Here is a 14,463-nt window from a genome sequence, read left to right as displayed (position 1 = left end):
TCGGAAGAACAATCCGTACGCGGAGCGGCTTCACTCTCTATAAGAACTATCACTCCTCGCCACACCTCCTATATAATAGAAAGAGAACGGTTTCAACTGTCAAAGACAACATCGCTGTCATCTGGTAAAATAGGGAAGAACACTGTAGTCGGGAGGGGAAAGAAACGTGCTGAGACGCAAAAACTATTGGCTGCTGTTTGCAATATTGCTGCTGGCGCTGACAAGCTTGTCGCCCAGCATGGAGCTGGATACCACCGAAGGTTCCTATCCGCTGAGGCAGCCGCAAAGTCTATCCAAACAGCCCGATTCGGGAGATCAGGGCAGAGTGAGAAGTCTGAGTATCAGGGTCTCCTTGAGCAGCGAAGAGCTTAAAGAGCTGGAACGGATCAGCAGCAATTATACCTTATCAAGCGGAATACAAGTAGTAATTAGTAATGTAGGCAATGAAGAGAATGCCGATATGCTTAAACAGGAGCTGACGACAGGCGAAAGTCCGGATATTATCATGACCGACGGCCGGAATATCGCTGATCTGGCCACCCGCGGATTTTTGCTGCCGGTAGACGTTTATCAAAGTGTGCCGGGCAGTGCGCCGCTCACGATGCTGATTCCGCAAATGCAGTGGAACGGATATGACTGGGGAGTTCCGCTGGATATCGATCCATATGTGCTTGTATACTCACCACAGCGGCTTGCCGAACTGGGCCTCGCGGAAGCTCCGAAAAGTCTGGAGCAATGGGGCTTACTACTTAATCAACTGCGTGAACAGCAGGAGAAGACTCCCGGGAAAGAACAGTATCTCCTCGGATTGGACAGCCGCAACCCTTATGGGTATATCACGCTGCTGGAAAGTATGGGATTCAGCCTGGCTTCTGACAATACAGCCGCGCTGGAGTGGACGCAATATGCCCGCAGCTATTTTTATCTGAGCAGCCGCTATAATCCAGATCTCTGGGACATGCTTCAAAGCGGCAAGCTTGCCATTGCTGCGCTTCCCCTCTCCGAATGGCAGCAGTACGGAAACGCATCTCTTACGGCTGAGGCTCCCATGGAAATGGCCGGCAATAAAGGATACGAGGCGATGCACAGCCGGTTCTTTGCACTTCCGGCCGGTTCAAGCAATCCGGAAGCAGCGGTCAATTGGCTGGCTTACATTACTTCATCCACTGCACAGCTGGAATGGCTGGAGAATACTAAACGGCTGCCCGCACTGGATGAACTGTACCAATCATCCTTGCCGGAGATTACCGGTCTTCCATTTGATAGCAAGCTGCTGTTATCTGACGAAGCTGTTACTGAGGAAGCGCCGGGCAGATGGAATGCATTTTCCGCAGCGACTACCTTACTGCTGACCGGAAAGCTTGATGCTGCTGGATATAAAGCTGCACTCAGCCAGAAATCAGAATGAGAGGGAAAGCTTCACATATAGCACGCCGTCTTTACTCTCCACAGTTGTCGCATGCAGGAAGGAAACAATCTTCTCCGGATAGAAGCCGAGATCGAATTCATCCTCCAGATCCTGGCGGGTGGACTCAGGCAGCTCTAAACCGTTAAACACGACATTATCGATATGGAACATCAGTGCGTTAACCGGCTCGGTTTCTATCGAGTAATGGCCTGTCAGGGTGAGTGTTAAACCGCCGCTTGATCCGGTGGCAGTCACGTTACCGTTATTGAAATGAAAGCCGAAATCTTTGAACAGCTTATTCTGTGATACCAGAAATTCGTTCAAATCCTCTTCCTTTAGCGCTAGATTGTAAGTCATTCCTTTACGGGTCAGAATGCCATCCCGGCTCTGGACAAATTGCGGCAGATGATTCATGGCGGAGGATAGGGCTTTGAAATAAGTTTTTACTTCATGAAGGCCGATATTTTCCCAGTACTTTGTAAACTCGTCCAGCAGAGCGCTCATGCTTTCAGGGTCACTGCTGGCTGAAATCCCGCCCTCAATCTCTTCATTCAGCGCGGCAACCCGCGTTTTCTGATCCTCCAAAGCAGTTTTAAGCTCTGCAAGCTCTTTGGAACTGCGTTCAGCAGCAGCCAGAGTCGACTTCAAGTCTTTATATTCCCCTTCATACTGCCTCAGGATATCATGGTCCCGCCCGATAATAATCTCATAATAATCATATAGGGCAAGCATCCGCCCGATGCTTTTTGCCGAGAGCACTGCAGCAAGCAGCCCGTCTCTTTCTCCCATATAATAAGAACGTACAATAGCACCAGCGCGCTGCTGCTGATCCAGTATCGCGGTTTGCTTAGCTGTGGCCTGTTTTTTTAACACTTCCACTTTTCGCTCAAGAACAGCTTGCTCTGCGGTAATTCTGGCAATTTCCTTTTCGATTTCGGTAGATGACAAAGTTTGCTCCAGCAGCTTCCGGGTTTCATCATTATCCGGGATGATAGGCTGAGATGAGGTGATGGAGCCGGGGCCAGCCGAAAGATAAGCTGTAGACGACAGTGGGAGTATAGTGAGAATCATTAGAATGAGCAAAACGCTGAACCTTCGGATTGCCTTATTGCGGGAGAGCACCACACCACCACCTTTTGCATAATAGATAGGTATGTACTAATAATATGTTTTGTCCTGTTAAAATATCATACCCTGTTCTGTCAAAAGAGCACACAAAAAACGGAGGCTGTTCCTTATAACAAGGAGCACCTCCGTTTTTACTTTTTAAATAGTGGGGTTACAGCGGCAGTCCCATCTGAAAGACAGTCCAGTAGCTGAAGCCGGTGAACGTCAGAATCATATAGCCCCAGAAGAGCAGAATATAAGTCTTTTCCGTAAATTTCATATAGCCCAGCACAACAAAAAAGGCCGTTTGCAAAAAGAAGAGCAATGCCATTTCGGTTAAGTCGCCGGCGAAAGCCATAAGCCCGATAGCGAGCGTGAAAAAACCCAATACGCGAAACATACGGTCCAAGAGAGTAGCCCCCTTCTTAGAAATGGTTCCCGAAAAGTACTTCTTTGGATCTATTATAACTGCTGGACAAAAAGCTGTAAACGAATTCATTGAAAAAAATTAGTATTTATATAATAAATATGATTTTTGCAATTGACTAATTCGGATTTGACCCAAAATGAGAATTTATAGCTATGAGCGTATGAGGTTTAACCAAAATGGAAATACAATTTAGTATCAAATAGATTCTATGAACTCTAGCAGAGGCATAGAAATGGAGTAAGCAGCTTTTATCCTATTCACTATCCGGCGGAGCTGCCGGTTATGAAGATGGTTATTTCAAGATGTTGTTAGGAGGGTTAGGCTTTATGACAGCCGTTAGACAGGACGCTTGGAGCGCGGAAGATGATTTGATATTGGCAGAAATAACGCTGCGTCATATCCGGGAAGGCAGCACGCAGCTTGCTGCTTTTGAAGAGGTGGGGGAAAAGATCGGCCGAACCTCAGCGGCATGCGGGTTTCGCTGGAACAGCTGTGTCCGTAAAAGCTATGAGGATGCTATTAGTATTGCTAAAGGCCAGCGCCAGAAGCGGAGCTACCTGAAAAAGCAGCCAGTGAACAGAGGAGCGCAAGTTGCCGGACTGATTCTTGGAGACATTGATGAGGAATATGGGCGAAGCGAAGGGCTGAACGAAAGCACCTTATCCATCGACGCGGTGATCCGGTTCCTGAGACAGTGGAAGGGAACCTTTCAGGAAGCAGGCCGCCAGCTGAAAATGCTCGAGCGTGATTTGCGTGAGAAGGAAGACGAATTAACGGAGCTTCGGGCAGAAAATGAGCGCTTATCCAAAGAAGTGAATCTGGCTCAAAGTGATTATCGTGTTGTGAACGATGATTATAAGGCTTTAATTCAAATTATGGACCGGGCCCGCAGACTTGCGTTCCTTAATGAAGAAGAAGAAGAAATGAAAACAAGATTCAAAATGGATGCGAACGGAAATTTGGAACGGATTGAATAAAGGAATAACAGTCTGTCCCGGTTATAAGCCGCAAACGAATGCCGCCCGGCAAACGTATTGCGGTTTTTATTTTTGCTTTCGTAAGCAGCAGCGGGCTATAATGAGGGAAATTATTGGAAGGATGCGTTAGTTAGCCATGATAATTGATATTATCGGTGCAGGATCATTGGGGCTGCTGCTGGCCGGAAAGCTTATACATGCCGGAGCCGGGATCAGAATATGGTGCCGGAGTTCAGAACAGGCAGAAGCGCTGAAACAAGAGGGATTAACAGTCGGCTATGAGGATGGAACAGCACCGGTCTTCATCCCGGGAAAGGAAATCTTTGCTGCTCCCGCAAGTGCATTTGCAGATACTGTCCTGCGGGACCCTGGAGATTGGCTGGTTATCACACTCAAGCAGCAGGCTTTTCATGAGAAGTTGCCTGAATTGCTACTTCCGCTAAAGAACAAAAGTCTGCAAATGGTTTGTTTTCAAAATGGATACGGACACCTGGAACGGCTGCAGGAGATAATGCCTTACGCATCTATCTGGGCAGCAGTGACTACAGAAGCGGCTAAGAGGAAGACATTAACAAAGGTTATTCATGCTGGCAGAGGGGAAACATGGATTGGGGAAGGGGGACTCGGCGGGTCTAGTCCTGAACCGGAAATACCTGTACATGCTCCGGCAGCAATAAGTTTGGTGGACATACTCCTGACAGCAGGATTCTCCGCCTCTGTGTCGAAAGAAGTGAATACCATGATTTACCGGAAGCTCTTAATCAATGCTGTGATCAATCCGCTTACGGCGGTGTGGCGCATACAGAACGGTGAACTGCTGGCTTCTGAACAGCGGCTGCTGGTCATGAAGGAACTGTATGCGGAAGCGATTACTGTATTTGATGCATGCGGAATTGCCCATGAGGAGAATGCCTGGGACAGCATTATAGAAGTATGCCGGGCAACTTCGGGCAATATCTCCTCGATGCTTGCCGATGTGCTCTCCTCAAGAGCAACAGAAATCCGCTGGATTAACGGAAGCATTGTGGATCTGGCAGAGCGCCGGGGGATTCAGGTTCCACTGCATCGCTGGATTTGCCAGCTTGTTGAAGGCATGAGTGCGAGAGAGAGGTGAGGCTGTTTGGAGTTTTTGCAAAATTCATTTATTACATTAGGTGTAATTCCGGTTGTTCCTTTTTTTATCGTTTATCTTATTGGAATGGGCCTCAAACAGGATAAAAGAAAGAACTTTTTACTGGCAATGGACGTAACCACATTATTTTTATTACTATCGGTTTCGGCTTTATTCAACATCCTCTTTCATGCGAAATTCGGGTTTTACTTTATACTACTTATTGTATTAATATCCGCTGGACTGATTGGCGGAGCCCAAAACCGGATCAAAGGAAAGGTGGACGGGAAGCGGTTATTCCGGGCGGTTTGGAGACTTTCTTTCTTTTTTTTAAGTTCCATGTATGTACTTTTTATGGTTGTCGTCCTCATTCAATACATATCACAAGCGATGTAATGTTCCACTGCTCCGGTGAAGCGTCAATGTCACAAAATTTTTAAGTTTTAAAAAAAATGTGTTTTCAGAAAATATTGCTCTAGATTTTTTTGACCACTGGTTGTATAATCATAAACCATATACCACATTCTATTTAGGGGGAACTGCTAGATGAAGAAGAGTAAAAGTCTTTTGCTCATGATTGCAATTGTTCTGGTAATCGGCACAGTGCTTGCTGGTTGCGGATCGAACAATGCAAACAATGGCAACAACGCTGCCGCGACTAACAACGCCACGGCTACAGACAATGCAGGTACAAACACAGGCAACACCGGTGACGAGAAATTGGCTGCTGACCAAACGCTTAGAATCAACCTGAGCGCAGAGCCACCTACATTTGACCCTGCACAAGCTCAAGACAGCCAAGCAAACACTGTCCTGAAAACTATGTACGAAGGCTTGACTCGCATGAATGACGAAACTGGCCAAGCTGAGCCAGGTATCGCTGAGAAATGGGATGTTTCCGCTGACGGTCTGGTATATACCTTCCACCTGCGTGATGCAGTATGGAGCAACGGCGACCCTGTAGAAGCTGCTGACTTCGTTCGTGCTTGGAAACGCGTGCTCGATCCGAACACTGATCCAACAGCACCTTACGCTTATCAACTGTACTACCTCAAGAATGGTGAAGAGTACTACACTAAGAAAGTTACTGACTTCAATGAAGTTGGCGTAAAAGCAGTTGACGCTAAAACGCTTGAAGTAACTCTGAAAGCACCAACTCCTTACTTCCTTGGATTGCTTTCCTTCTATACTTATTACCCTGTACACAAATCCGTTGAGGGTAATGCTAAATGGGCAACCAGCAAAGACACTATGATCACTAACGGTGCATTCACATTGACCGAGTGGACAACTGGACAATCTCTGCAAGTAACTAAGAATGAAAAATATTGGGATGCTGCATCCATTAAACTTAGCAAAATCGACTTCTCCCTTGTAAACAGCGGCGCGACTGAACTGCTGAGCTACAAAAACGGCGAGTTGGATCGCGCTGGCGGTCCTACTGGTGAAATTCCTACAGATCAGATTCCTATCGTTTCCAAAGAGCTTCCTAACGAGTTCGTAAGAAAAGGTATTGCAAGTGTTTACTACTATGAATTCAACATCACTGAAAAACCTTTCGACAACGCTAAAATCCGTAAAGCCCTGGCTATGACTGTTAACCGCCAAGTGCTGATCGACAACGTTACACTGGGTGGTCAACTTCCAGCATACGGCTTCGTACCTCCGGGTATCGCTGGTGCTAACGGTGAATACCGCACAGCTGTTAAAGACAGCTACTTCACTGAAGATGCTGAAGCAGCAAAAGCTTTGCTGGCTGAAGGTCTGAAAGAAGAAGGTCTTGACAAGCTTCCTACAGTTACATTGAGCTACAACACAAGTGAAGGCCACAAGAAAATCGCTTTGGCTATTGCTGATATGTGGAAAAACGCTCTGGGTATCGATGTACAAACCGTTAACCAAGAGTGGGCTGTATTTATCGAAAACCGTCAAAACCTGAACTACCAGATTGCACGCGCTGGCTGGACTGCGGATTACAATGATCCAATGACCTTCCTCGACATGTGGGTAACAGGCGGCGGTAACAATGATACAGGTTACGCTAACCCTGAATACGACAAGCTGATCAACGAAGCTAAAGCAAGCTCCGACCTGGCTGCGCGCCAAGAAATGTTTGCTAAAGCTGAAAAAATGCTGATCGAAGACGACATGATCTTGATCCCGCTTTACTACTACACAAACAACTCCCTGACTAAAGAGTACCTTAAAGGTGTAACTCTTGACTTCAGTGGTGCAATCGACCTGACTCGCGGCTACCTGCTCGAGCACTAAGATTTTATATACTTCAGTAAGCTGAACTGAATAGTTAGTATCTGAAGTTAGCTTTACACTTCGGGATATATATGTGGAATTCCATATATATCCCTTTTTTTTGCATTTCAGGCATTTTGTTAATGTTTACTCTTGTTTACAAAAATAGAAAATAGACAAACTGCCGTTTTTTTCATAAAATCAGTTTGTGTGCCTAAAAAAATTGTCGAAGGAGGTGTTGATGGGGATGGTTCGTTATGTTGCTAATAAGTTGTTTTACATGCTTGTATCGCTGTTTGTGTTAATTTCAGCGACCTTTTTTCTGATGAAAGCTATTCCGGGGGACCCGTTTACTTCTGAGAAGAAAGTTCCGCCGGAAATAAAAGCGCGTTTATATGAGCAATACGGTCTGGACAAGCCGCTCTATCATCAGTATTTTAAGTATTTGGGTGACATTGCCCAGGGTGACCTTGGTGTATCTATGAAACGTTTGAACCAGGACGTTACACACTTGATCGGTCAAACCTTTTCAGCGTCCTTAAAGCTGGGAGTCGTCGCAATTATTGTGTCGGTTATTGTCGGGGTATTTCTCGGGATGATAGCGGCACTCTATCACCGTAAATTCATTGATAGTGCTGCGATGGTGCTTGCGGTGTTGGGGATTGCGGTTCCGAGCTTTGTAGTCGCTTCTGTTTTACAGTATGTACTAGCCTATAAGTTCCACTGGGTTCCGGTATCAGGCTTCAAAGGGCCGATCTATTATATTCTGCCTGTAGCAGCGCTCTCAGCGCAGCCGATAGCCTTTATAGCCCGTTTGACCCGTTCCAGCATGCTGGAAGTGCTACATGCCGATTATATTAAGACGGCAAAAGCTAAGGGACTCAGCTGGGCTGCGATTTTGAGCCGTCACGTATTGCGCAACGGGATTTTGCCAGTTGTAACTTACCTCGGACCAATGACAGCTAACGTTGTAACCGGTTCGGTAGTTATCGAGCAAATCTTCGGGATTGGCGGTATCGGTAAGCAGTTTGTGGAAGCCATTGGTGTCCGCGACTATACGGTTATTATGGGGATTACGATTTTCTACGGCGTATTGCTAATGCTTGCCCGTTTTATCACAGATATTGCCTACGTATTCGTAGATCCACGGATCAAACTAACTGGAGGAAAGGAGGGCTAAAGATTGGCATCTGACAAAAACTTGGTATCGCTAGATGCGAACCTGAAACCGGAAGATTTCCGTAAAATTGGGATTGATGAGAAGCAGGCAGAGGTTATTCAGCGTGAAAGTCTTTCCGCTTGGCGGGATTCCTGGCAGCGGCTGCGTCAAAACAAAATGGCGATGACTGCGCTTGGTATTCTGGGACTGATTGTACTGGCTGCAATCTTTGCACCGTATTTCTCGAAATTCAATTATTATTCCAATGATTTGCTCAATACCAATAAGCCTCCTTCAGGTGATCATTTCTTCGGAACTGATGATCTTGGCCGTGACATCTTCGTACGTACCTGGTATGGAGCTCGTATCTCGCTTATTGTAGGTCTGGCTGCTGCGGCAATCGACCTTTTGATCGGTGTTATTTACGGCGGTATTATGGGTTACTTCGGTGGCCGTGTCGACAACATCATGAATAAATTCTCGGAAATTTTATATGCCATTCCTTACCTTTTGGTTGTTATCCTGCTCCTGGTTGTAATGGAGCCAAGTCTGGGTACCATTATCCTGGCCTTAACCATCACGGGCTGGATCAATATGTCCTGGATTGTACGCGGTGAGATTATGCAGCTCAAGAACCGCGAGTTCGTCCTTGCTTCACGTTCAATGGGTGCAGGCTCCAAGAGATTGTTGTTCCGTCACCTGCTGCCTAATGCGGTCGGACCTATTATCGTAACGATTACTTTATCTGTACCAAATGCAATTTTTGCTGAAGCATTCCTGAGCTTCCTTGGACTTGGTGTGCAGGCTCCTGTCGCTTCCCTGGGATCGATGATCAATGACTCACTGACCGGCTGGCTGTACTATCCGTGGCGCTTCCTGTTCCCGGCTATCCTGGTAAGTTTGATCATGCTTTCCTTTAACATTTTTGGTGACGGCCTTCGTGATGCGCTGGATCCTAAATTGAAAAAATAGGGGATGAACGTTGATGGAACCCATTCTGCAAGTCAAGGATTTGCATGTCTCCTTTTTTGTGAAAGGCGGAGAAGTACAGGCTGTCCGCGGTATGAATTTTGAAGTAGGCAAAGGCGAAACGGTTGCTATTGTCGGTGAATCCGGTAGTGGCAAGAGTGTTACCGCACAATCGATTATGCGCCTGATCCCTACCCCGCCCTCGAAAGTGAAAAAGGGTGAAATTATTTTTCAAGGACAGAATCTGCTGGACAAAAGCATGAAACAAATGGAACATATTCGCGGCAAAGATATTGGCATGATATTTCAAGACCCGATGACTTCTTTAAACCCAACTATCAAAGTGGGTAAACAGATAACCGAAGTTTTGATCAAACATCAGAAAATGTCAGCGGCCGAAGCGACCAAGCAAGGTATTGAGATGCTTAAATTAGTAGGTATCAAAAATGCGGAGGCTCGCTTTTACCAATATCCCCACGAATTCTCCGGCGGTATGCGTCAGCGTGTGATGATCGCTATTGCACTAGCCTGCCGCCCGGCTCTGCTCATTGCGGACGAGCCGACAACGGCGCTTGATGTAACCATTCAGGCGCAAATCATGGATGTTATGAAAGAGATGCAGCAAAAGCTTGGGACCTCCATTATCCTGATTACACATGATCTCGGAGTGGTTGCCGGCATGTGTGACCGGGTCATCGTTATGTATGCCGGTGAAGTAGTGGAAACCGGTACGCGGTGGGAAATCTTCAAAAATCCGCAGCATCCTTACACTAAAGGTCTTCTGCGGTCAATGCCGCGTCTGGACCAAAAGAAGGGTGAGCCGCTGATTCCGATCATCGGTACTCCCCCGGATCTGATTAAGCCGCCGATCGGCTGTCCGTTCTCTGCGCGTTGCGGCGAAGCAATGCATGTGTGCGAACAAATCGATCCCGGCGCCACAGAATTCAGCGAAACCCATATGGCGCGCTGCTGGAATCTGCATTCGATGGCCAAGGAGGTGCAGTACGTTTGAGTAAGAACCTGATTGAAGTTGAAGGTCTTAAGAAATATTTCAATGTAGGCAAAGGTAAAGTTCTTAAGGCTGTGGATAATATTAATTTCACAATCCGTGAAGGTGAAACCCTCGGGATGGTAGGCGAATCCGGTTGCGGTAAAACTACTGCTGGCCGTACGGTTCTTCGTCTTTACGAACCGACTGCCGGAAGCGTGAAATATAATGGTACTGATATTTACAAATTGTCATCCGGTAAAATGAAAGCTATGCGCCGCGATATGCAAATGATTTTCCAGGATCCGTACGCATCGCTTAACCCGCGGTTCACGGTTTCTGATATCATCGGTGAAGCGCTGGATATTCACGGTATGGCCGGAAGCCGCGCAGAACGCAAGAAGCGGATTGAAGAGCTGCTGGATATGGTTGGTCTTAACCATGATCATGCTACCCGCTATCCGCATGAGTTCTCCGGCGGACAACGCCAGCGTATCGGGATTGCCCGTTCGCTCGCAGTAAATCCTAAATTCATCGTTTGCGATGAGCCGATTTCTGCGCTTGACGTGTCGATTCAGGCACAGGTTGTCAACCTGCTGAAGGAATTGCAGGACCGTCTTGGCCTGACTTATCTCTTTATCGCGCATGACCTGTCCATGGTTAAGCACATCAGTGACCGCGTAGCGGTTATGTACCTGGGCAGAATGGTTGAACTGGCAGAGAGCGAAGAGCTGTATGCTAACCCGATCCATCCGTACACCAAATCGCTGTTGTCGGCGATTCCGGTTCCGGACCCGGAAATCGAAGTTAACAAAAAGCGTATTCACCTGCATGATGAGCTCGGTAGCCCGATTTATGCGGCTGGCTCGAAATCGAATGACAGCGACTTCGAACTTGTGGAAGTATCCAAGGGTCACTTTGTCGCCAAACAATTTGCATAATCATCAGTAGTCATTCATGTAGGCGGGAGCGTTCAGCTCCCGCCTCTTATGCGTCAGCGGGATTCCTTTGACGCAGCCCCTTACTTTGGATACAATCATATAGAGTTTATGGACCTAATGTTTACATACAGCAGGAATAGAAGAACGGGAGGCAATTACACATGAATGTAGCACCGGAACCGCTACCGGGCGGATCTGCGCTCGCACGCGATTATATAGACCGCTATGAATCGGTAGGTCATTTGTACGGCGGAGATTTCAGAAATGAAGAGAGCAGAAGGAAACGGGCGGAGTGGCTGGATGGCAGTGAGGATCAGCGTGCCAGCAGGGCTGAGGTAGCTTCAGTGTTGCGCCTTTATAATGAACGTCATAATTCCTCTCCTGAGGTGATGGCATCACTTGCGCTGCTTGAGCAGCCTGGAACACTGGTGATTACCGGCGGGCAGCAAAGCGGCCTGTTCACAGGACCGCTCTTCGTTGTTTATAAGGCGGTGACAACAATTCTGGCGGCTAAAGAAGCCGCAACCCGGCTGGGGCGGCCTGTCGTTCCGCTATTCTGGATCGCCGGAGAGGATCATGACTGGGATGAGGTGAATCATACCTATGTTTTGAACCGGACGGGTGAGATTGCTAAAATCAAGCTGGACAAACCTGAAGGGCCGCGCGCTTCAGTCAGCGGCATCACGGTAGAGGAGCAGAGCTGGCAGCAGGTTACTGAACTGCTGGAGGGCATGCTGCAGGAAAGTGAATTTAAACCGCAAATCATGGAGTTTATCCGTACTTCCTCAGATTCAGCATGCAGTATGAGTGATGCTTTTGCTAAGCTAATGGGTTCTTTGTTCGGCAAATTCGGCCTTATTCTGCTTGACTCTGCAGATCCGTCGCTGCGTAGGCTGGAGCGTCCATTGTTCAAGGCACTGATTGAACGGAATGATGAGCTGGAAGCTGCCTATAAGGAGACAGCTGCGAATATTATTGCCGCAGGTTATGACCTGCAGGCGGATGTGACGCCGGGCAATGCCAATCTCTTCTATATACATGAAGGAGCGCGCCTTCTGCTGCATAAATCGGAAGGAAGATTCAGCGATCGTAAAGGAGAGGTCTCTTTTTCACGGGAGGAGCTGCTGATGATTCTGGACGAGCATCCGGAACGGTTCAGCAACAATGTTCTGACCCGCCCGCTGATGCAGGATTATATCCTGCCGGTTCTGGCAACCGTACTCGGACAAGGGGAAATGGCTTACTGGGCGATCCCGCGCGATGCATTTCAAGTGGTCGGCGGGCAAATGCCGCTGATTCTGCCGCGTATGTCTTTTACGGTAATAGAAGGCACGCTCCACAAGCACATGGATAAATACGGACTTTCCTTCGCGGATGTCCGTGCTGGTCTTGAGAATAAACGCAAAGAGTGGCTGGCAGCCCAGGATGAACTTGAGCTTGGGCGGCGGTTCGAGGAGACCAAAGAAGCTTTCACCGCTATGTATGAGCCATTGATTGAACAGCTCGGCAACATTCAGGCCGGACTTCTGAAACTCGGCAACAATAATAAAGAGAAAATTCTCGATCAGATTGCCTTTCTGCAAGGAAAAGCCATGGATGCCATGGAAAAGCAGAATGAAGCAGCGCTTCGCCAGTGGGAACGGATTGAGCAGTCGCTCATGCCTGCAGGTAAGCTTCAGGAGAGAGTATACAATATTATGTATTACTTGAACCGGTATGGCCTGTCCTGGCTGGATGAGCTGATGACAATCCCGGCGGATTACAGCGGAACGCACCGGATTATTTATATGTAGGATAAAAGATATTATCTGCTATACACAACTTTTAGGAGGTTTTTAAATGAGTCCATTGTCGAAAGAAAATAGTATTGTTGCAGATATGTCGCTAGCACCCGAGGGGCATCTCAAAATCGACTGGGTCCGCCAGCATATGCCGGTGCTGAACCGTATCCGTGAACAATTTGAAGCCGAGCAGCCGTTCAAGGGGCTGAAGGTGTCGATTACACTGCATCTGGAGGCGAAAACTGCCTATTTGGCTAAGGTAGTGCAAGCAGGAGGTGCAGAGGTTACGATTACCGGCTCCAATCCGCTCTCGACACAGGACGATGTCTGTGCGGCGCTTGTCGAAGACGGGATTACAGTATTCGCCAAATACAATCCTTCCCCGGAAGAGTTCAAAGCACTGAACATCAAGGCGCTGGAGAGCAAGCCGGACTTGATTATCGACGATGGCGGGGATTTTGCAACACTGCTGCATTCGGAGCGGCCCGACCTGATGGAGAACATCCGCGGCGGGGCAGAAGAGACAACAACCGGAATTATCCGGCTCAAAGCCTTGCAGAAGCAAGGCATCCTGAAGTTCCCGATGGTAGCAGTCAATGATGCTTACTGCAAGTATCTGTTCGACAACCGTTATGGTACTGGCCAATCAGCGTGGGACGGCATCGTCCGCACAACCAACCTGATTGTAGCCGGTAAAACAGTCGTAGTAGTCGGTTACGGCTGGTGCGGCAAGGGTGTAGCCATGCGGGCGAAAGGTCTTGGCGCTAATGTCATCGTGACCGAAGTCGATGCCATCAAAGCTGTTGAAGCACACATGGACGGCTTCCATGTAATGCCGATGCTGGAAGCGGCTAAGCGCGGTGATTTCTTCGTGACTGTTACGGGCAACCGTTATGTGATCCGCGGCGAGCACTACGATGTGATGAAGGACGGAGCGATTCTTTGCAATGCGGGGCATTTCGATGTGGAAGTGAACAAGCCGGAGCTGGCTGAACGTTCGGTTTCCCAGCGGACGGTGCGCAAAAACATCGAAGAATATCAGCTGAAGGACGGCCGCAAGCTCTATCTGCTGGTAGAAGGCAGACTGGTCAATCTGGGCGCGGCAGACGGTCATCCAGCAGAAATCATGGATACCACCTTTGCACTGCAGGCATTGTCCCTCAAATATGTAAATGACAACTACAAGAATATCGGCGTCAAAGTGGAGAACGTCCCTTATGATCTGGATGAGCAGGTGGCGCGTTACAAGCTGGAAAGCTTGGGAATTGCCATCGATAGTCTAACTCTGGCGCAAATCGATTATCTAGACAGCTGGAATTTGAACGGTTAAGCGGTATAGTTA

Annotated in this window: 13 protein-coding genes; 11 read left to right on the top strand and 2 right to left on the bottom strand. The window is 47.9% G+C overall.

The window, feature by feature from the left end; all coding sequences use genetic code 11:
- Nucleotides 1-166 precede the first annotated feature (166 nt).
- The gene (locus tag L6H70_RS10880; protein ID WP_236332675.1) at nucleotides 167-1,408 is read left to right on the top strand and encodes an ABC transporter substrate-binding protein; all 1,242 of its coding nucleotides are present in this window, start codon (nucleotides 167-169) and stop codon (nucleotides 1,406-1,408) included.
- On the opposite strand, the gene L6H70_RS10875 is transcribed toward L6H70_RS10880, so the two are convergent.
- Both L6H70_RS10875 and L6H70_RS10870 read right to left on the bottom strand, forming a co-directional pair.
- Nucleotides 1,400-2,530: a coiled-coil domain-containing protein gene (locus L6H70_RS10875; protein ID WP_236332674.1), complete on the bottom strand. Its 1,131-nt coding sequence runs from the start codon at nucleotides 2,528-2,530 to the stop codon at nucleotides 1,400-1,402. The genes L6H70_RS10880 and L6H70_RS10875 overlap by 9 nt on opposite strands.
- 157 nt (nucleotides 2,531-2,687) lie before the next feature.
- Complete coding sequence (locus tag L6H70_RS10870; protein WP_054941764.1) at nucleotides 2,688-2,924, bottom strand: DUF2626 domain-containing protein; 237 nt, start codon at nucleotides 2,922-2,924, stop codon at nucleotides 2,688-2,690.
- A gap of 347 nt (nucleotides 2,925-3,271) precedes the next feature.
- Here L6H70_RS10870 and L6H70_RS10865 point away from each other — a divergent pair, with 347 nt between their 5' ends.
- The 10 genes from L6H70_RS10865 to L6H70_RS10820 all read left to right on the top strand — a co-directional run bounded on the left by L6H70_RS10865 (nucleotide 3,272) and on the right by L6H70_RS10820 (nucleotide 14,451).
- On the top strand, nucleotides 3,272-3,922 hold the full coding sequence (locus tag L6H70_RS10865) for an RsfA family transcriptional regulator (RefSeq protein WP_236332672.1): 651 nt from the start codon (nucleotides 3,272-3,274) through the stop codon (nucleotides 3,920-3,922).
- A gap of 136 nt (nucleotides 3,923-4,058) precedes the next feature.
- Complete coding sequence (locus tag L6H70_RS10860; RefSeq protein WP_236332669.1) at nucleotides 4,059-5,036, top strand: ketopantoate reductase family protein; 978 nt, start codon at nucleotides 4,059-4,061, stop codon at nucleotides 5,034-5,036.
- Nucleotides 5,037-5,042: 6 nt separating this feature from the next.
- Complete coding sequence (locus tag L6H70_RS10855) at nucleotides 5,043-5,429, top strand: DUF3397 domain-containing protein (RefSeq protein WP_236332667.1); 387 nt, start codon at nucleotides 5,043-5,045, stop codon at nucleotides 5,427-5,429.
- Nucleotides 5,430-5,579: 150 nt separating this feature from the next.
- Nucleotides 5,580-7,304, top strand: a complete 1,725-nt coding sequence (locus tag L6H70_RS10850) for a peptide ABC transporter substrate-binding protein (protein WP_236332666.1) — start codon at nucleotides 5,580-5,582, stop codon at nucleotides 7,302-7,304.
- Between the two features lie 226 nt (nucleotides 7,305-7,530).
- Nucleotides 7,531-8,463 (top strand): ABC transporter permease, encoded by a 933-nt coding sequence (locus tag L6H70_RS10845; RefSeq protein WP_206105254.1) that lies wholly within the window; start codon nucleotides 7,531-7,533, stop codon nucleotides 8,461-8,463.
- A gap of 3 nt (nucleotides 8,464-8,466) precedes the next feature.
- Nucleotides 8,467-9,414: an ABC transporter permease gene (locus L6H70_RS10840; protein ID WP_269751859.1), complete on the top strand. Its 948-nt coding sequence runs from the start codon at nucleotides 8,467-8,469 to the stop codon at nucleotides 9,412-9,414.
- Nucleotides 9,415-9,427: 13 nt separating this feature from the next.
- A complete protein-coding gene (locus L6H70_RS10835; protein WP_206101485.1) occupies nucleotides 9,428-10,423 on the top strand; it encodes an ABC transporter ATP-binding protein in 996 nt (331 codons plus the stop codon).
- On the top strand, nucleotides 10,420-11,340 hold the full coding sequence (locus L6H70_RS10830) for an ABC transporter ATP-binding protein (RefSeq protein ID WP_236332664.1): 921 nt from the start codon (nucleotides 10,420-10,422) through the stop codon (nucleotides 11,338-11,340). The genes L6H70_RS10835 and L6H70_RS10830 overlap by 4 nt, the downstream gene beginning before the upstream one ends.
- 161 nt (nucleotides 11,341-11,501) lie before the next feature.
- Nucleotides 11,502-13,133, top strand: a complete 1,632-nt coding sequence (gene bshC, locus L6H70_RS10825; RefSeq protein WP_236332662.1) for a bacillithiol biosynthesis cysteine-adding enzyme BshC — start codon at nucleotides 11,502-11,504, stop codon at nucleotides 13,131-13,133.
- A 46-nt stretch (nucleotides 13,134-13,179) separates the two neighbouring features.
- Nucleotides 13,180-14,451 (top strand): adenosylhomocysteinase, encoded by a 1,272-nt coding sequence (locus tag L6H70_RS10820; RefSeq protein WP_236332660.1) that lies wholly within the window; start codon nucleotides 13,180-13,182, stop codon nucleotides 14,449-14,451.
- Nucleotides 14,452-14,463: the final 12 nt, after the last annotated feature.

Source organism: Paenibacillus auburnensis, from assembly GCF_927798115.1.
Taxonomy (GTDB): Bacteria; Bacillota; Bacilli; order Paenibacillales; family Paenibacillaceae; genus Paenibacillus_AQ; species Paenibacillus_AQ auburnensis.
Note: the sequence above shows the minus strand (reverse complement) of the source record. Positions and strands in the feature narration are given on the sequence as shown.

Coding starts and splice junctions, on each gene's coding strand:
- L6H70_RS10865 (WP_236332672.1), top strand. CDS start 3,272: ATGACAGCCGTTAGACAGGACGCTTGGAGCGCGGAAGATGATTTGATA.
- L6H70_RS10860 (WP_236332669.1), top strand. CDS start 4,059: ATGATAATTGATATTATCGGTGCAGGATCATTGGGGCTGCTGCTGGCC.
- L6H70_RS10850 (WP_236332666.1), top strand. CDS start 5,580: ATGAAGAAGAGTAAAAGTCTTTTGCTCATGATTGCAATTGTTCTGGTA.
- L6H70_RS10845 (WP_206105254.1), top strand. CDS start 7,531: ATGGTTCGTTATGTTGCTAATAAGTTGTTTTACATGCTTGTATCGCTG.
- L6H70_RS10835 (WP_206101485.1), top strand. CDS start 9,428: ATGGAACCCATTCTGCAAGTCAAGGATTTGCATGTCTCCTTTTTTGTG.
- bshC (WP_236332662.1), top strand. CDS start 11,502: ATGAATGTAGCACCGGAACCGCTACCGGGCGGATCTGCGCTCGCACGC.
- L6H70_RS10820 (WP_236332660.1), top strand. CDS start 13,180: ATGAGTCCATTGTCGAAAGAAAATAGTATTGTTGCAGATATGTCGCTA.